Consider the following 16,990-nt stretch of genomic DNA (forward strand, 5'->3'; position numbering starts at 1 on the left):
GAGCCACGGCCCGATCCTCGATTCCTCCCCCTTCGGCGTCAGGCGGGAATGCGCTACGCCGTCTCCTGATCGTGCTGGTAGGCGGTGAGGAGGAAGAGCCAGATCTCGCCGACGGTGGGGAAGGGGGCGATCGCGTGCCGGAGCCGTTTGAGCGGGATCTCGCCGGCGACCGCGACGGTGGCCGAGTGCAGGAGCTCGCCGACGCCGGGGCCGACGAAGGTCGCTCCGACGAGGACCTCCCGGTCGAGGTCGACGACCAGCCTGGCGTGGCCCCGGTAGCCGTCGGCGTAGAGTCTGGCGCCCTGGGCGGCGTCGAAGTCGAGGTCGACGGTCTTGATGCGGTACCCGGAGCGCTCCGCCTGCTCGGCGGTCAGGCCCACCGCTGCCGCCTCGGGGTCGCTGAAGAAGACCTGCGGCACGGCGTGCTGGTCGGCCGTGGTGGCGTGGTCGCCCCAGGGTGCGTCGTCGATCGGTCGGCCGGCGGCACGGGCGCCGATGGCGTCGCCCGCGGTACGGCCCTGGTACTTGCCCTGATGGGTGAGGATGGCACGATGGTTGACGTCGCCGAGGGCGTACAGCCAGTCGCCGTCGACGCCGTCGACCAGGCACGTGGTGTCCACCTCCAGCCACGAGCCGGGGGTGAGGCCGATCGCCTCCAGGCCGATGTCGTCGGTGGCGGGGGTGCGGCCGGTGGCGCACAGGACCTCGTCGGCCTCCAGCTCGCCGCCGTCGTCGAGGGTGAGGGTGACCGGCCCCTCCGGGTCCGGGCGGCGCAGGGCGGTCACCTCGACGCCGATCCGCACCTCCGCGCCGGCCTCGCTCAGTCCCTGGGCGACCAGTTCACCGGCGAAGGGCTCCATGCGGGGGACGAGCCGACGCCGGGCGAGCAGCGTGACCTGGGAGCCGAGGCCCTGCCAGAGAGTGGCCATCTCGATGCCGACTCCGCCGCCGCCGATGATGGCGAGGCGAGGGGGCACGGTGCTGGTCTCGGTGCCCTCCCGGTTCGTCCAGGGGCGTGCCTCGGCCAGGCCCGGGATGTCCGGCAACGCCGGCCGGCTGCCGGTGGCGACGGCCACGGCGTGCCGGGCCGTGAGGGTGTGCCGGGCGCCGTCGTCACGGGTGACGCTGACGCGTCGGGGCCCGTCGAGACGGCCGTGACCACGGTAGAGGTCGGCTCCGGCGGACTCGAGGAACATGGCCTGTCTGGTGTCGTCCCAGTCGTTGACGGAGCGGTTGCGACGGGCGAAGACGCCCTCGGTGTCGACCGGACCGGTGACGGCCTGCCGGGCACCGTCCACGCGCCGCGCGTCGGCGACCGCGAGGACCGGCCGCAGCAGCGCCTTGCTGGGCACGCACGCCCAGTACGCGCAGTCACCGCCGACCAGTTCCCGTTCCACGATCGCTACGGAGAGTCCGGCGGCGCGGGCCCGGCCGGCGACGTTCGCACCGGCCGGGCCCGCACCCAGCACGACCACGTCGTACAGCGCACCCGTCCGGGTGTCATGCGGTTCACTCATGGTCCTTCTCGCATCCCTGGGAGTGCTCGACGACGGTCGAGGCGGCGGTGATGCCGCCCGCCGGGCGGGGTCGAAGGCTCCCCCACCAGGCCTGGGCGCGGCTGTCGACGATCTGCCGCATGTCCTCGGTGATTGGTTTCATCGCTCCTCAGCCTTTCCTGCCTCGTCCGCGTGCCCCGCCCTCCTGGACCGTCACGGCGCAGCGCTCACACGTGTGCCGGGCGGCAACCGATGCCGCGGCGGCCCGGCACCGGGTGCCTCCGCCTCCCACGACGTCCGTGTCTTCACTCTGGGGTTTCGTCGTCGGCCGGGCACACCGACCGAGCCGAGGGAGGCAGTGTCGATGTCGCTCTGGTCGACGTCGCTGAGGCAGTCGGTCAGCAGGGCCTGCACTGCTGACCGTGACGATCGCCGAGATCCGCTGCGCCACCCGGGACTGGGCTGTCAAGCCCACTCCGCGGTACGCTGTGTCGTATGGAAGCCGCGACACGAGCTACGCGGATCCGGCCCAGCTGGCCAATCTGCTTCCCGCCGCATTCCAGGGCGGCAGCCTCCTCGCCTTGGTCGCCCACGACGTCACCCCGCTGAAGGACGCGTTGCAGGCGGCCATCGATCACGTGCGGACCTTCGCCAGGCAGCCCTGAGTCGACATAGAGGTTTGCCGACCGCCGCCGGCGGTGTGAGGCTACGTCGGCCCGTCCGCGGCTTCATGCCGTGGATGGGCGCCGGACCCCGGATGAGCCGCGTCGATGAGATCGAGGTACTGCGGGTGGCGGGCGATGAACTCACCCACCACCGGGCAGATGACGGTGATCTTCTTTCCGCTCTCGCGGATCTCGTCGAGCACGCGAGCCATCAGCTCGGTGGCCACCCGACGGTGGCGATAGGCGGGGTCGACCCAGGTCGTCAGCAGTACCACGCGGCCGTCGACGAATCGATACGAGAGTTCCGCGATCGCTTCGGGACCGAGGGACCCGGTCCAGCGACCGTGTTCCGCGTCGTTGAGGACATCGAGCTCCCAGGCGGAGTCGGCCTCACCGGGACCGGTCTCGTCCAGAGCGGCGATGAGGGCCGCGTTGTTCTGTTCACGAAAGGCCGCCTCGGCCTCGATGTTGGTCGTCACTGTCGAACACCTTTGCGCTATCCGGCCGCCCGCCCGCCGTGCCGGCTACGACTCGTGGATCACAGGTGCCGACGACGAGGTCCTCGGCGGTGAATCGCGGAGGGACGTTCGCGGGGCGGTGCGCTTCCGGGTTCGCCTGATTCCCGGGTCGAGGCCTGCCCTCGCGCTCTTCTTGCGAGAGATCTCCGTAGCGGCCCGTATCCGTTGTGATCCCCACAATAGGCGCTCCGGTCCCGGGCAGCAGCGGCTCGTCAGTGCCGCCACCCGAGGCATGCTGTACGGCAGTACCCTCGCCGACCGGGCACCGATCTTCAGCGTCATCTCCCTCCTCTGCCACATAGGCGCCGCCTTCCTCAGCTTCGTCTCGGGGCAGCTCTCCCACACCTTCTCGCTCCCGCAGATCGTCCTCAGGTACGCCGGGGCACTCGCCCTCCTCGCCACCATGATCACCGTTCTCGCCGCACGCGACCCGCATGCGGACCCGACCGGGAACGGACGGCATGCTGGGTAATCATGACGAACCTCATCCTCGGAGGCCGCGAAAGAGTGCGGCCCACCTGAAAGCAGCCAGATGCCCCAGCCACCGGACGCGTCGCTCCACTGGCAGCCCGGCTTCCCCGTCGACGCACGACGGACGCTGGCCGCCCTGCACCGCGGCCGCCACGATCCCACCCACCGGGTCACACCCGAGCGGGCCCTCTGGCGCACCGCGCTCACGTCCACGGGGCCGGTCAGCTATCGCGTCCGGCAACAGCGGCTCGACGACCTGACCATCGACGCCTGGGGCCCCGGGGCCCAGGAGCTGGTGGACGCCATCCCGACCGAACTCGGCGCCGGTGATCACCCCGAGCTGTTCCGGCCCACCCACCCCTTTCTGCGGCGCGCGCTGCGCCGGATGCCCGGCCTGCGTGTGCCCCGCACCGGTCGGCTGTTCGAAGCGCTGGTCCCGGCGATCATCGAGCAGCGCGTCGTCGGTCTCGACGCCCAGGCCGCCCTCACCCGCCTCGTGCGGGCGCACGGCACCGAACCGCCCGGCCCCGCCCCGCAGGGCATGCGCGTGCCACCGACCCCCCAGGCGTGGGCGTCGGTCCCCAGCTGGGAATGGCGCCGGGCCGGCGTCGACCTGCACCGCTCCCGCACCGTGATCCAGGCCGCCCACCACGCCGCTCGCATCGACCGGACGGCGGCCGACCCCGAGCGCGCCTACGCGCTCCTGACCAAGCTGCCGGGCATCGGCCCCTGGACCGCGGCCCAGGTCGGCCACCGCGCCCTCGGCGACGCCGACGCCCTCCCCCTGGGGGACTACCACCTCGGCCGGATGACGGGTGCCGCCCTGCTCGGCCGCCCCTTGGACGACAGCGAGATCGAGGCGTTCTACGAGCCCTTCCGGCCGCACCGCTACCGGGTCCTCCGCCTGATCGAACTCACTCCCGGCTCGGCCCCCCGCCACGCTCCGCGAGCACCGCGTGCGGGGCCCCTGTACTGAAGGGCGTCGGGCCGGGGATGGTCACCTCGAACAAACTGCTCGCGTACTACGTGGAGAAGTCGCCGGCCTGCCGGCAGACGCGGTGATCAAGGCGCCGCTCACCACCGCACCGCCTCAGCGCCTCACCGCCGGTGGACACTCACGGCATAACCGCCGCCGTCGTAAGGGGCGGCGTCCCAGGTGGCGAAGCGGTCGACGAAGGTGAGTCCGGCCGCGGCGCAGTACTCGTCGTACTCCGACAGGGTGATGCTGGGCGGCACGGGCAGATGGGATGCGTCCAGGCCGAAGCCGGCGACCATCAGTCCGCCCGGGCGCAGGGCCGCGGACAGGCGGTCGACCACCGTGGCCTCGGTGCCGGCGGCGAGCAACGGGAGAACGTTGCCCGCCGCGACCACGAGATCGAACCCCGCTGCGACGCCCAGCAGGTCCGGCTCGAATTCGGCCAGGTCGACCTCGAACCAGGGCAGTCGCGGCGCCTGCTTCCGCGCCACGGCCAGCATCGATGCGTCAAGGTCCACGCCGACACAGTCGTATCCGAGTTCGGCGAGCCGGATCATGACCCTTCCGGTACCGCATCCGGCGTCCAGCACCCGCGCTCCGGCGGGCACGAGCGCCGCGCAGAACCGCGCCTCTCCGTGCACGTCCTTCCCGCTGCGGGCCAGGGCCGCGAACCGTGCGGCGTAGTCCTGTCCGGACGTCTCCCCGGTCAGCTCTTTCCATCGGCTCATGCGGCCTACTCTAGGTGGACCTGGTGACGCCCAGGACCGGCCCCGACGCCGGGATCCCGGCAGCCACAGCGTGATCGTCGCGACGTTCGCCGGCGTGGGACGACGGCCGCCCGTCTACGGCGCGGTGGGCCGGTGTGGGGAGCGGAGGGTGAGGAGGGTGATCTCGCTGGGGGCGAAGACGCGGAACGGCGGGCCCCAGAAGCCGGTGCCGCGGCTGGTGTAGAGGAGCGTGCGGGTGCCGTGGTGGGTGAGGCCGGCTAGGGCGGGCTGGTCGAGACGGACCAGGTGGTGGAAGGGCCAGATCTGGCCGCCGTGGGTGTGGCCGGAGAGCTGGAGGTCGATGCCGGACGCCGCTGCCCGGTCGACGAACTTGGGCTGGTGTGCCAGCAGCAGGACGGGAAGGCCGGGGTCGGCGCCGTCCAGCGCGCCGGCGAGGTGGGCGCCGTGACCGGCCAGGCCGGAGGACTCGGCGGTGACGTCGTCCACGCCGGCGACCACCAGGGTGTCGCCTCCGCGTTCGAGCAGCAGATGGCGGTTGCGCAGCGGCTCCCAGCCCAGCTCGTCCATCAGGTCGACCCAGCCCTGGGCCTCGCTGTAGTACTCGTGGTTGCCGGTGACGTAGACCCGGGCATGGGTGGCCCGCACGGTGCCGAGCGGTGCGGCCTGGGCGCGGCGGCGTTCGGCCGTGCCGTCCGCGATGTCGCCGGTGTGGCAGACCAGGTCGGCTTCCAGGGTGTTCACCGTCTCGCACACCCGCGCCGACCAGCGGGCGCGGTCGAGCGGGCCGTAGTGGGTGTCGGTGATGAGGACGACCCGGGTGCCGTCCAACCCGGCACCCAGTCGCGGGAGTTGCACGTCGAGCCGGCGCACCCGTGGCACGCGGCGGGCCTCGGCGTACCCCCAGGCGAGCAGGACGGCGGTGACGCCGAGAACGGCCCAGGCGACGACCCGGGCCCGGTCCTGGCTCTCGCCGACGCCGGCGACGGTCAGGGCGAGCCGCAGGAAGACGCCGAGCAGCACGGACCAGGTGAACAGGATCCAGCTGGTGCCCAGCAGGGTGTCGCCGATGATCGCCGCCCGGTCCTGCTGGCGCCGGCCGTGGCCGCGGACCATCGCGAGCGGCATGCACACGAGGCCGAGGACGAACAGGGCGGTGCCGGCGGACGTGACGGGCAGCGGCCAGTGCTGGCCGCCGTACAGGAGCACCCAGCAGGGCACGGCCCACAGCAGCACGGGGGCGATCATGGGGATGTAGCGCATCAGGCGGTGGAGTCGGCTCCGCCGTGGCGCTTGCGCCTCACCCTCGGCGGGGCGGGTGCTGCTGGTGTCGGTCAACCTTGGCCTCCCTGACCGGACTGCCGTCCCGCGCACTGTATCGGGTCGCCCTCGGGCCCGCCGAGACCGGCGTTCGACCTCACCCGAGGCTCTGCGCCACCACGGGCGGGTCATTCCCCGGCCGGACGCCCTCACACGCACGTGATCATTCGGAGTGATCGCGGGAGCGACGGAGCCCCGGGCTCCGCCCGGTGCTCTACGCCGGGACGAGGACGGTGAGCCATTCCGCTTCACGTGGCCGGTATCCGTAGCGGTCCCACAGCCCTGACACGATCGCCGGGACATGGCCGGCTCCGTAGACGACGGCCACCCGGATCGGCTCGGCACCGCGCTCGGTGTGGATCTCGCCGAGCGCGTCGAGCAGCCGCTGGTCGCGCCGGTCGGTCATCGCGTGCTCGACGGGACCGTCGGCCAGCAACTCCGCGCGCAGCGTCGACGGCAGGTCCTCGACGACCAGATCCTCGTCGAGGAAGGCGCGCGGACCGCGCAGCGCGAACACCAGGCCCATCACCGGGGCCCCGGCCATGAGCAGTACGTACCTCCACCGCGGCAGTGTCCTCAGGTCCTCGATCGCCTCCGTCGCGGTCACATCCGGGTTGACGACCGGCACGTCGTCGGGAAGCAACAACTCGGCGCGCTGCTCCTGGAGGCCGTTGCGCCGCCGACGGGGGGCGAACCGGTAGGCGAGCGTCAGGACACTCACGCCGACCGAACTCCCCCGGATTCCCTCCATGACGATCAGGTCGCACTCCCTGAGCCTGAGACGGACCTGGGAGTAGAACGTGGGCGAAGCGACGTGCAGCATCGGGAAGATCACGAACTCGAGTGGCGTCTCCGTCCGCCTCAGCGTGATCACGGCGGATCGGACGGCGTACCCGGTCACCTCGATGATCTGCATGATCCCCCCGGCGAGACTCACCCGTTCACCTGTTCACCCGCTCCAGGAGACGAGCCCGTCCGAGGCCGTGGTTCCCCTTCAGGCGCCGGCAGCCACCGCACTGAGTGGACCGCGGCACCTCGGGGACGTGCCGGCGCGTTCAGTGCGGTGGCGCACCCCCTGTCAGGGGGTGGTCGCCGACGTGCTGACGACCATCCAGTCGAGCACCGGGGTGCTCTGCAGGTAGACCAGCGCGCACATGAAGAGCATGAAGACCAGGCTCCACACGATGACCCGGCGGAAGAGAATCCCCTCGCGGCCCTCGAAACCGACCGCGGCCGCGGCGATGGCGAGGTTCTGCGGGGAGATCATCTTGCCGAGCACGCCACCGGAGGAGTTGGCCGCGGCCATGAGGGTGGGCGACAGGCCGGCCTGGTGGGCGGCGGTGATCTGGAGAGCGCCGAACAGGGAGTTGGAGGAGGTGTCGGAGCCGGTGACGGCTACGCCCAGCCAGCCGAGGATCGGCGAGAGGAAGGCGAAGGCCCCGCCGGCCCCGGCCACCCACAGACCCAGCGTGGTGGTCTCACCGGACTCGTTCATGATGTAGCCGAGTCCCAGCACCAGCATCACGGTGAGCACCGCGAACTTCAGCTGGTCCAGGGTGCGTCCGTAGGCGCGCAGGGCGCGGCGCGGGCCGACCTGGATCAGCACCATGCTGATCAGGCCGGCTATCAGCAGCAGACTCCCGGCCGCCGAGAGGTAGTTGAGTTTGAAGGTGGTGGCGACCGGGTCGCCGTTCGCCTTGAAGATGTGCAGCCCCGGCCAGTTGACGACGCGCGTCACCGACTCCAGGCCGGTGCCGGACGCGCCGACGCCGGCCGGCGGCTTTCCGGTGATCGCCGGTACCCGGGTGGCCAGCACGAACACCACGATGATGGCCAGGTAGGGCGCGTACGCCTTGAAGACGTCCAGCGGCGAGTCGTGCGTGTCGCGGTCGGTGTCCACGCGGGCCCGGGTCGGCACCAGGGTCTCCACGGACTCGCCGCCGGCCGTGTCCGGCGCGCCGCCGGGGGTCTGCGGCCGGCCGGAGCCGCCGCCGGCACCGCCGGGGACGCCGTCGAGACCGTCGTCCTCGTCGCTCTCCTGGTACGTCTCCTCGGCGCGCCACACCCGGGTGAACCCCAGGACCGCCAGCATGGAGGCGAGGGCGGCGATGATGTCGGCGAGCGGCACGGACCAGTAGTTCGAGGACAGGTACTGGAAGATCGCGAAGGACACGCCGCACACCACCGCAGGAGGCCAGGTCTGCCGCAGCCCCCTTCGCCCGTCCACGATGAACACCAGGGCCAGCGGCACGAACAGGGCCAGGATCGGCGTCTGCCGGCCGACCATCGCGCCGAGGTCGTCCACGGGCAGGCTGGTGACGCCCGCCAGCGTGGTGATCGGCACGGCTATCGCGCCGAACGCCACGGGTGCGGTGTTGGCGACCAGGGCGACGGTGGCCGCCTTGAGCGGCTTGAAGCCCAGGGCGATCAGCATGACCGAACTGATCGCGACGGGCGTGCCGAAACCGGCCAGCGCCTCCATGAGGGCGCCGAAGGAGAAGGCGATGAGGATCGCCTGCACTCGCTGGTCGTCGCTGATGGACGCGAACGACCTGCGCAGTACGTCGAAGTGGCCGGTCTCGACGGTGAGGTTGTAGACCCAGATCGCGTTGATGACGATCCACATGATCGGGAAGAAACCGAACGCGGCGCCCAGCAGTCCGCTGTTGAGCGCGTCGACGAGCGGCATCGAGTACACGGCGACCGCGAGGACCACGGCGACGGCGAGGGAGATCAGCGAGGCGAGCCACGCCTTCATCCGCACCACGCCGAGCAGCACGAACAGGATGAGCAAGGGGAGGATCGCGATGATGGACGACAGCCCGAGCGAGTGACCCACCGGGGTGTAGTTCTGCTGATAGTTGGCGAGGATCATCTAGCACCCTTTTCTGCGACACCGGAGAGGAGGGCGCACCGCGGTCGGCACCGCGGTGGTCGGTGGGACGGCGCGCTACGACGGCGCCGGGGCGGTACAGCGCTGGCTCGAGCGACTTCGGTACGGGGGACGCCGCGGGTGGCTGAGTTTCGCACCCGCACGGTGTGGGCGAGGGGGATCCCGTTGCCGGCGCGGGCGGCAGAGTTCACGACCCGCGTCCCGCACCCGGTGTCGGCGGTCGTCATGGCCTGGGCGCGGGTGGCCGGCGCCGCCGGCGCCGTGCGCCTGCCGGGTTCGCGGGCCGGTGCGGGATGGCGCACGGTGTCCGATTCGGTGCTCGCTCCCATGGCGGGGCGGGATCTGACGCGGTGTCGCATACGGGCACTCCGAGGTGTTGGCGACGAGGTCGATTCCACTACTCGGTAGGCACCAACCGAATGGTGGAAGAATGCAGTGGTGACGGATCTGTGTCAAGGGTCACGGGTGGCCTATGTCACAGGCGAAGTCCGGCCAGGGCGCGGGCACATGGCTGGGTGGCGGCCCGGCAGGGGATCCGGCCTTCCCGGCCTCCGGCAGAGAGTCGGCCGCCCGCACACCACCACCGCCGGCAGCGGTCCGCCGTGGGGCGTTCAGCCGTCGAGGTCGGCCGAGGACCAGACGTGACGGTCGTCCGTCACCAGTTCGACACGGTCGATCGTGTCGGCGGCTGCGTAGGCGATCCAGGTCGCCTGTCCGGAGGCCGGCATCCACCAGGCGCCGGCGTCGCGGGTGGAGCCGTCGCCCAGCAGGAGCCGGCAGGTGTAGTGCGTGCCCGGGCGGCCGGCCGTGATCTGCATGACAACGACGCGGTCGTCGCCGGCCCGGCTGGGTTCCACCGTGCCCACCACTGCTCCCGAGGCGGTGACCAGCAGGGCACCGTGATCGCTCGGGGCCGGGGCCACGTGGGTCCGGGACGCGTCGTGGCCGAGCACCGCCACGCCGACGCCGCCCAGGCACATCCCGACGGCCGTGGCCGCGGCGACCAGCAGGGGCGTCCGGTAGGAGCGACGGCCGGACAGGCGGCGGAGCGGTGCGTGGTTCTGTCCGGACGGGGCGGACCGCCCGCTCTCCGGTGCCGGGAAGGAACGGCGCGTGGCGGAGGGCCGGCGCGGACCGGTGGGCCGGCCGAGGTCCAGACGGTCGAGGACCCGTGTCTCGAACCCGGACGGAGCGGCGACCGAGGGCGCGGCCGGCAGTACCGCGTCCACCGCCCCCGAGACCTCGCCGTAGGCCGAGTGGCAGGCGGGGCAGTCGGCGAGGTGCCGCAGCAGTTCGGCCGGCCGGCCGGGGAGGGCGCCGAGCGCCAGGGCGATCAGTTCGTCCTCATCGGGGTGGTGTTGCATCGCGGCGCTCCTCCTTCAGCGAGTTGCGGAGCCTTCGCAGGCCGGTGCGGATACGGGTCTTGGCGGTGCCGAGAGGAATGTTCTCGTGCCGGGCGACCTCGGCGGCCGTGCAGCCCCCGATCACGGCGAGCACCACGGCGCGGGCCTGCTCGGCGGGCAGACCGCGTAGCCGGCGCAGCGCACGCTCGCTCTCCAGGGCGGTAAGGGCCTGGTGCTCGGGGCCGTCGGACTCGGCATCGCGGCGGAGGGTCCCGTTGATGAGCCGTTGCAGGGTCTCGGCCGGAGCGGGCGTGGCCCGGCGAGCCCGGACGACGTCGATGGCGGCGTTCCGAGTGATGGTCAGCAGCCAGGTGAGGACCGAGGCACGCCGGGGGTCGTAGCTGCTCGCAGCGCGCCAGGCCCGTACGAACACCTCCTGACTCACTTCCTCGGCGAGGCCCGGTTCCTGAGTCACCGACAGGGCGAGGCCGTACACGGCGTCCTGGAAACGCCTGACGAAGGCGACGGACGCCTGCTCGTCGCCCAGCCCGAAGCCGGCGACGAGCGTTGCGTCGTCGACCTGGTTCGCGCGTGAGAACAGCACCACGCCCGGTTGTACGGACGAGAGCGACGAAGGGATTGAGGAGTCGCCGGGAAATTTTCGGGAGCACGGAGCGCAATCCCTTGGACGGGCTCGCCCGTACAACCCCGTGACTCACCGAACGGCCTTGTGAGAAAGGGACGGAGACATCATGAACCGAGGACGCATCACCGTGACCGGGTTCGCGCTGGCGGCGATGCTCGCGCTGGCCGGCTGTGGCGGGGGCAGCGGTGACAGCGGCACCACGGCGCAGAGTGCGCCGTCGGCGCAGGCCACCGACGCCTCGACCCTGAAGACGAGCAGTTCGCCCTTGGGCACCGTGCTCGTGGACGGCGGCGGACGGACGCTGTACCTGTTCACCGCCGACGGCAAGAACACCAACTCCATGAACTGCGACGCGGCCTGCCTCAAGCTCTGGCCGCCCCTGGAGGGCAAGCCCAAGGCGGGCGGCGGCGTCGACGCCGGTTTGATCGGCACGACGGGCGGCGGCAGCCGGGCCCAGGCGACGTACGCCGGGCATCCGCTGTACTACTACGCGGGCGACCAGGCTGCCGGCGACGTCAAGGGACAGGGCATCGACGGCATCTGGTACGTGCTGGATGCGCGGGGTTCCGCCATCAAGACGGCAGCCCCGGCCGCCTCGTCCACGCCGGGGAGCGGCGACGGGGGCTACGGCTACTGACCCCACCTGGTCTTCTTCGGATGACCTGACACGGTTCGCACCTGGCGAAGCCGCTTTCTCGACCCGTCCGGGGCGGCCTGGCCGACGAGCCCGGGCCGAGTGTCCGGCCTGCTCCCTTCCCGAGCATGGTGTCCCGAACACGCGACGTGGCGCTTCGTGACGCAACCGGTCCGACGCGGGGCATCAGGGGCCGCCTGGCCGTTCGGCGCGAAGTGGTCCGGTCTTTTGCTCAGAAAATGGTCCGCACGTGCGGGGCGACGCGCGCATACGGTCGGGTCGCGACGCATGTGATGAGGAACACGATGATGAGCATTGACCAGGCCGCGATGAGCACTGACCAGGCCGCGCTCCTGGAGCCGCTGGAGCTCCGCGAGATATCCGACGCAGCGATAACGGTGATCGACGAGCAAGGGACGGTGGTCGCGTGGACGCGAGCCGCTCAGCACCTTGTGGGGTACTGCGCTGAGGACGTGGTCGGCCGATCCGCCACGCTCGTGCTGCCGTCCTTCGAGGAGGCGCTGGGTGCATCGGCGTTCGGCGAGCAGTGCCGTGCCCAAGGTGGCTGGTCGGGCACCGTGGCGGTCCGCCACCGCGACGGCCGCACGCTCAACCTGAGCGTGCGCCTCTCGCTGCTGTGGGGACAGGACGCGAACCACCGGTGGCTGGTGTCCCTGACCGGCATGGGCGCGAGCTCCCCAGGAATGGTGGACGGATCGGTGCGGGAGTCGCTGTTCGCCCGCGCGCCGGTCGGCATCGCCATTCATGACCCGCAGCTGCGCTGTATCTGGACGAACGACGAGATGGAGCATGACGGCATCTCCCGTGATCGCAGGATCGGACGCCGCCTGAAGGATTCACTGCCCGGCTTCGAGGCCGAGGCCCTTGAAGCGGTGATGCGGCAGGTGCTGGCGAGCGGCACTTCCGCGGTCCACGAGTACCGGGCATGGCCGCCGGGAGACCCACGCCGGGAACACGCGTTCTCGGTCTCGTTCTTCTGCCTCCTGGACGCGGACGGCCGGGCACTGGGGGTCTGCTCCCTGACTGTGGACGTCACCAGCAACCAGCGGGTGCGCGAGCGCCTTGCGATCCTCAGCCAGGCCGGCACACGGATCGGGAGCAGCCTGGACGTCATGCAGACCGCACAGGAACTGGCCGACGTCGCCGTGCCGCTGCTGGCCGACTACGTCACCGTCGACCTGGCAGAGCCGGTTCCACTCGGCGGGGAGCCGTCCGCCCGGATCGGCACCACGTGCGACAACTCCCGCGTGTTCCGACGTGCCGGTCTGGCCTCGATCCACCCGGGGGTACCGGAGTCGGCGTTCGCTCGAGGGGAGACGATTTCCGTCCCCCCGAGCTCGCCACTCGCCGCCGCGCTGCGCACGGGAAAGTCCCGCCTGGAACCCGTACTGGACACCAGCCCTGGGACATGGGTCGACCACGACCCGGCACGGGCGGAGAAGATACGTGAGAACGGGATTCACTCCATGATGATCGTGCCCATCCGTGCCCGGCACTGCGTGCTGGGCGTGGCCTTGTTCGCGCGCACCGAGGACCCGACGCCGTTCCGGCAGGACGACCTGCTCCTGGCGGAGGAACTGGTCACCCGGGCCGCGCTGTCCTTGGACAACGCCCGTCAGTACACACGCGAACGCAGCACGGCCCTCGCCCTCCAGCGCAACCTGCTCCCACACCGTTTGAAGGGCGGCGTCGCCGTCGAGGCGGCCGGGCGCTATCTGCCGGCCGACACGGACGCCGGTGTCGGAGGCGACTGGTTCGACGTGATCCCGCTGCCCTGTGCCCGGGTGGCCCTCGTCGTCGGTGATGTGGTCGGACACGGCATCAACGCCGCGGTCACCATGGCCAGGCTGCGCACCGCCGTCCGCACGCTCGCGGAGCTGGACCTGCCCCCCGACGAACTGCTGAGCCACCTCGACGACAGCGTCCGGCGGCTGGCCGGGGAAGAGGAGGACGCTCCGGATGAGATCCCCGAGATCATGGGCGCGACCTGTGTGTACGCCGTCTACGACCCGGTCACCCGGCAGTGCACGATGGCACGGGCCGGGCACCCGCCGCCCGCGATAGTCGACGCACAGGGCAAGGTCACCTTCCCCGACCTGCCCACCGGGGCCCCACTCGGCCTGGGTCTCGGGCTGGTGCCCTTCGAGGCGGTGGAGGTGGAACTGCCCGAAGGAAGCCTGATCGCGTTCTACACCGACGGCCTGGTCGAATCCCATGACGACGACATCGATGCCGGCATGCACCGCCTCGCCACCGCACTGGCACAACCCGAACAGCCCTTGGAAGACCTGTGCTCCTCGGTGATGGAGACCGTGCCGGCTCAGGCGGCATCCGACGACGTCGCCTTGCTCCTTGCCCGGGTCCACGCACTCAAGCCGACCCACACCGCCTCCTGGGAGCTGCCGGCCGCGCCGGTCGTCGTCAGCGCCGCCCGGCACCTGGCCGCCCGCCAACTCCGCGCATGGGGACTGGAGCATCTCGTGCCCACGGCGGAACTGATCGTCAGCGAACTGATCACCAACGCCATCCACCACGGCGTCGGCCCGATCCGGCTACGGCTCATCAAGCACCAGGTTCTGACCTGCGAAGTCTTCGACCGCGGGCCGTGTTACCCGCGCCTGCGCCATGCCCGTTTCGTCGACGAGAACGGCCGGGGACTGTTCCTGATCGCCCAGTTGTCCAGCAAGTGGGGCTTCCGCTCCGCGACGGACGGCAAGCTCGTCTGGGTCGACCAAGAGCTCCCGTCCACGCTGTGAGGCGGGGACCGACGAGGGCCTCCCTCTCGGTCCCCTCGCCGGTACTCCCCTGCCACCGCGGAGATCCCGCCTCTGAGCGGGTGCCGCTGTGCCTCTGAGTTGCCCGACCACCTGACAGAAAGCAAGGATGAAGTCATGGCGTACGAAATCGAGAAGTCAGACGCCGAGTGGCGCGCCGAGCTCAGCCCGGAGGAATACAGGGTGCTGCGCGGCGCCGCGGACGAGGCGGCGTTCACGGGAGAGTACACCGACGCCAAGGAAGAGGGTGTCTACTCCTGCAGGGCCTGCGGTGCTGATCTTTTCACCTCGGAGGAAAAGTTCGACTCTCGCTGTGGCTGGCCCGCGTTCTACGACCCCAAGGATCTCGAGTCGGTCGAAGTGCAGCAGGACGCGGCCCCTTATCCTGTCGTTCGGTGCGCTCGCTGCGGGTCGTATCTCGGAGAATTGTTCGAGGGTGAGGGATTCGCGACACCGACGGACAAGCGGTACTGCATCAACAGCCTCTCCCTGCGGCTGAAGCCTGGCCATTCCCACTGATCCGCACGTCGACGAACGACAAGCAGGCGGGGCCGCTGGAAGTCAGCGGCCCCGCCTGGGTTCGTCCTGGAACCCGGCGCTACTGGAAGCGGCCGTCGAAACAGGTACCGCTCTTCAGATCGGAGAACCGAAGGCCGACGACGCCGTTCCCCTCCACCACCCAGCGCAGATCGTAGGAGGCTCGGTACGAGGGCGGCCAGAAGGAAGAGAAGCTCCCGTTCTCGTCGACGGACCAGGTGCCTTCCGTCTGGCGTCCCGCCTCGAAGAAGGACGTGGTCCCGTCGGACCGGAAGGTCTGGGTCGTGCCATCGCCGTAGGTCAGGCGGCCTGCGGTGACAGCGGAGGGGATCTGCTCAGGCGGCACGACGGCGCCGTCTTCCGGGTGCAGGTTGTCGATGTTGCTGGTCACTGTGCGGCTCCTTCTCCCCCCGGACGAGCGTTTGCGTACTGCTGTACACGGCTGTCGGCTCGGGCCCTGCTGGGCCACGAACCGCGGGACGGGACCCCGAGCCGCCATGCCGTTCGGGCTCCGGGGCCCTGCCCTGGTCGCCGGTCATCGGCTCTCGGGGGCCGCCTCCTCCGTCGTCTCGAAGACGCTCAGGTACTGGCCGTAGCCCTCCCGCTCCAGATCCTCCAGGGGGACGAAGCGCAGCGAGGCGGAGTTGATGCTGTACCGCAGTCCTCCGCGGTCCCTGGGCCCGTCCGGGAACAGGTGCCCGAGGTGGCTGTCCCCTTGCGACGACCGTACCTCCACACGGACCATGCCGTGACCGGTGTCGGGCCTCTCGACGACGTGACCGGACTCCAGAGGCCTCGTGAAGCTGGGCCAACCGGTCCCGCTGTCGTACTTGTCGACCGAGGCGAAGAGGGGCTCCCCGGACACGATGTCCACATAGATGCCGGGTGCCTTGTTGTCCCAGTAGGCGTTGGAGAACGCGGGCTCCGTCTCGTCCCGCTGGGTCACGCCGTACTGCCGGTCGGTGAGCTGTGAGATGCGCTGTGGACTCTTGGTGTACTCCGGCATGCCTACCTCCCGGGCGATACTGGAATGTCCTTTATGCTCTGTTCGCGTCACGCATCGCCCGACTCTTACCGTGTGGCGGAGGTGCCGAGGGGCAGCGGGCGAGGGAGCGCACCCGCAGCCGAGTGGGGCCGGGCCGGCACCCTTCCCCACCGGCGCCGGGCGGTCACGCTGTGTGCACTCCGAGCACGTGCTGCTGCAGCAGCCAACGCAGCTGCCGTCGCCCCCTGTGGATGCGCGACATCACGGTGCCCTCAGGGGTTCCCATCCTGTCCGCGATCTCGCGGTAGGAGAGGCCCTCGACGTCCGCGAGGTACACGGCGAGGCGGCGCGGCGGGGAGAGCTGGCGGAAGGCGGCTTTCAGGTCGGGATTCACGATGCTCTCCAGCGCTTCCGCCTCGGCCGACTTCGGCGCATCGGAGGCATGGGCGCCAGGACGTGCCAGCTGCTCGTCCTCGACCTCGGAGGAGAGGCACAGCTGCGGTCTGCACTGCTGGCGACGACGCCCGGATATGTACTGATTGACCATGATCTTCTTCATCCAGGCCGCGAAGTTCGTGCCTGGGCGATACCGGTCGAACGAAGCGTACGCGCGCGCGTACGCTTCCTGGACCAGGTCTTCGGCGTCTGCCGCGTGGTGCGTCATGCGCCAGGCGGCGGCGTAGAGGGTGCGCCGATGCGGGAGGGCTTCCTCTTCGAATCTCGCACGGCGCTGCGCGGGGCTCTCCCGCTGGTCGCGGGTGCCCGGTTCCGTTGGGGAATGCATCGTTCTCACGGTCTCCGGGATTCGCCTGGACCGGTGCTACAAGGCGGCAGAGCTTGCACCACTCGGCCCGGAAATCGGCAAGCGCGGGCTTGTCTCTCTTGAGCACCTCATTCGCGAAGGTCTCGTCCGTCACGCTTCTCGGACTGCCTGCCGTTCGGGCTCCTTCGTCAGCGGGCGGTTTGATCGATGCCGTCTGGACACC

Annotated in this window: 18 protein-coding genes and 1 pseudogene; 6 read left to right on the forward strand and 13 right to left on the reverse strand. The window is 70.7% G+C overall.

Annotated elements, in window-relative coordinates; all coding sequences use genetic code 11:
- Positions 1–53 precede the first annotated feature (53 nt).
- On the reverse strand, positions 54–1,517 hold the full coding sequence (locus ACWDUZ_RS26150) for a dihydrolipoyl dehydrogenase family protein (protein WP_451634252.1): 1,464 nt from the start codon (positions 1,515–1,517) through the stop codon (positions 54–56).
- Positions 1,510–1,659: a hypothetical protein gene (locus tag ACWDUZ_RS26155; protein WP_451634253.1), complete on the reverse strand. Its 150-nt coding sequence runs from the start codon at positions 1,657–1,659 to the stop codon at positions 1,510–1,512. The genes ACWDUZ_RS26150 and ACWDUZ_RS26155 overlap by 8 nt, the downstream gene beginning before the upstream one ends.
- A 259-nt stretch (positions 1,660–1,918) precedes the next feature.
- Here ACWDUZ_RS26155 and ACWDUZ_RS26160 point away from each other — a divergent pair, with 259 nt between their 5' ends.
- Positions 1,919–2,161 carry a hypothetical protein gene (locus ACWDUZ_RS26160; RefSeq protein ID WP_451634254.1) on the forward strand — a complete coding sequence of 81 codons (243 nt, stop codon included), beginning with the start codon at positions 1,919–1,921 and terminating at the stop codon, positions 2,159–2,161.
- A gap of 41 nt (positions 2,162–2,202) precedes the next feature.
- Here the strand turns inward: ACWDUZ_RS26160 and ACWDUZ_RS26165 are convergent, their stop codons facing one another.
- The gene (locus ACWDUZ_RS26165; RefSeq protein ID WP_451634255.1) at positions 2,203–2,640 is read right to left on the reverse strand and encodes a GNAT family N-acetyltransferase; all 438 of its coding nucleotides are present in this window, start codon (positions 2,638–2,640) and stop codon (positions 2,203–2,205) included.
- Between the two features lie 271 nt (positions 2,641–2,911).
- Between ACWDUZ_RS26165 and ACWDUZ_RS26170 the strand changes: the two genes are divergently transcribed.
- Positions 2,912–3,151 carry a hypothetical protein gene (locus ACWDUZ_RS26170; protein ID WP_451634256.1) on the forward strand — a complete coding sequence of 80 codons (240 nt, stop codon included), beginning with the start codon at positions 2,912–2,914 and terminating at the stop codon, positions 3,149–3,151.
- A gap of 60 nt (positions 3,152–3,211) precedes the next feature.
- On the forward strand, positions 3,212–4,126 hold the full coding sequence (locus ACWDUZ_RS26175) for a DNA-3-methyladenine glycosylase family protein (RefSeq protein ID WP_451634257.1): 915 nt from the start codon (positions 3,212–3,214) through the stop codon (positions 4,124–4,126).
- A 122-nt stretch (positions 4,127–4,248) separates the two neighbouring features.
- On the opposite strand, the gene ACWDUZ_RS26180 is transcribed toward ACWDUZ_RS26175, so the two are convergent.
- The 6 genes from ACWDUZ_RS26180 to ACWDUZ_RS26205 form a co-directional block, all read right to left on the reverse strand.
- A complete protein-coding gene (locus ACWDUZ_RS26180) occupies positions 4,249–4,854 on the reverse strand; it encodes a class I SAM-dependent methyltransferase (protein WP_451634258.1) in 606 nt (201 codons plus the stop codon).
- A 114-nt stretch (positions 4,855–4,968) separates the two neighbouring features.
- Positions 4,969–6,189: a metallophosphoesterase gene (locus ACWDUZ_RS26185; protein ID WP_451634259.1), complete on the reverse strand. Its 1,221-nt coding sequence runs from the start codon at positions 6,187–6,189 to the stop codon at positions 4,969–4,971.
- A 196-nt stretch (positions 6,190–6,385) separates the two neighbouring features.
- A complete protein-coding gene (locus ACWDUZ_RS26190; protein WP_451634260.1) occupies positions 6,386–7,108 on the reverse strand; it encodes a hypothetical protein in 723 nt (240 codons plus the stop codon).
- 141 nt (positions 7,109–7,249) lie between these two features.
- Positions 7,250–9,046 carry an L-lactate permease gene (locus tag ACWDUZ_RS26195; protein WP_451634261.1) on the reverse strand — a complete coding sequence of 599 codons (1,797 nt, stop codon included), beginning with the start codon at positions 9,044–9,046 and terminating at the stop codon, positions 7,250–7,252.
- Positions 9,047–9,675: 629 nt separating this feature from the next.
- On the reverse strand, positions 9,676–10,428 hold the full coding sequence (locus tag ACWDUZ_RS26200; protein WP_451634262.1) for a hypothetical protein: 753 nt from the start codon (positions 10,426–10,428) through the stop codon (positions 9,676–9,678).
- Entirely contained in the window at positions 10,409–11,011 is a 603-nt protein-coding gene (locus tag ACWDUZ_RS26205; protein WP_451634263.1) for a sigma-70 family RNA polymerase sigma factor, read from the reverse strand. Before ACWDUZ_RS26205 ends, ACWDUZ_RS26200 begins: the two co-directional genes overlap by 20 nt.
- Before the next feature lie 148 nt (positions 11,012–11,159).
- Between ACWDUZ_RS26205 and ACWDUZ_RS26210 the strand changes: the two genes are divergently transcribed.
- From ACWDUZ_RS26210 to msrB (ACWDUZ_RS26220), 3 genes are all read left to right on the forward strand, one after another.
- Positions 11,160–11,690 carry a COG4315 family predicted lipoprotein gene (locus ACWDUZ_RS26210; RefSeq protein WP_451634264.1) on the forward strand — a complete coding sequence of 177 codons (531 nt, stop codon included), beginning with the start codon at positions 11,160–11,162 and terminating at the stop codon, positions 11,688–11,690.
- A 305-nt stretch (positions 11,691–11,995) separates the two neighbouring features.
- A complete protein-coding gene (locus ACWDUZ_RS26215) occupies positions 11,996–14,464 on the forward strand; it encodes a SpoIIE family protein phosphatase (RefSeq protein WP_451634265.1) in 2,469 nt (822 codons plus the stop codon).
- A gap of 135 nt (positions 14,465–14,599) precedes the next feature.
- Complete coding sequence (msrB, locus tag ACWDUZ_RS26220; protein ID WP_451634266.1) at positions 14,600–15,001, forward strand: peptide-methionine (R)-S-oxide reductase MsrB; 402 nt, start codon at positions 14,600–14,602, stop codon at positions 14,999–15,001.
- Positions 15,002–15,080: 79 nt separating this feature from the next.
- On the opposite strand, the gene ACWDUZ_RS26225 is transcribed toward msrB (ACWDUZ_RS26220), so the two are convergent.
- The 4 genes and pseudogenes from ACWDUZ_RS26225 to ACWDUZ_RS26240 form a co-directional block, all read right to left on the reverse strand.
- On the reverse strand, positions 15,081–15,410 hold the full coding sequence (locus tag ACWDUZ_RS26225; protein WP_451634267.1) for a hypothetical protein: 330 nt from the start codon (positions 15,408–15,410) through the stop codon (positions 15,081–15,083).
- A 144-nt stretch (positions 15,411–15,554) separates the two neighbouring features.
- Positions 15,555–16,025, reverse strand: coding sequence for a peptide-methionine (R)-S-oxide reductase MsrB (gene msrB, locus ACWDUZ_RS26230; RefSeq protein WP_451634268.1), 471 nt, complete (start codon positions 16,023–16,025; stop codon positions 15,555–15,557).
- A gap of 163 nt (positions 16,026–16,188) precedes the next feature.
- On the reverse strand, positions 16,189–16,788 hold the full coding sequence (locus tag ACWDUZ_RS26235; RefSeq protein ID WP_451634269.1) for a sigma-70 family RNA polymerase sigma factor: 600 nt from the start codon (positions 16,786–16,788) through the stop codon (positions 16,189–16,191).
- A gap of 37 nt (positions 16,789–16,825) precedes the next feature.
- A pseudogene (locus tag ACWDUZ_RS26240) lies at positions 16,826–16,921 on the reverse strand (thioredoxin domain-containing protein); the annotation flags it as partial.
- Between the last annotated feature and the right edge of the window lie 69 nt (positions 16,922–16,990).

The organism is Streptomyces sp. NPDC003393 (genome assembly GCF_053589015.1).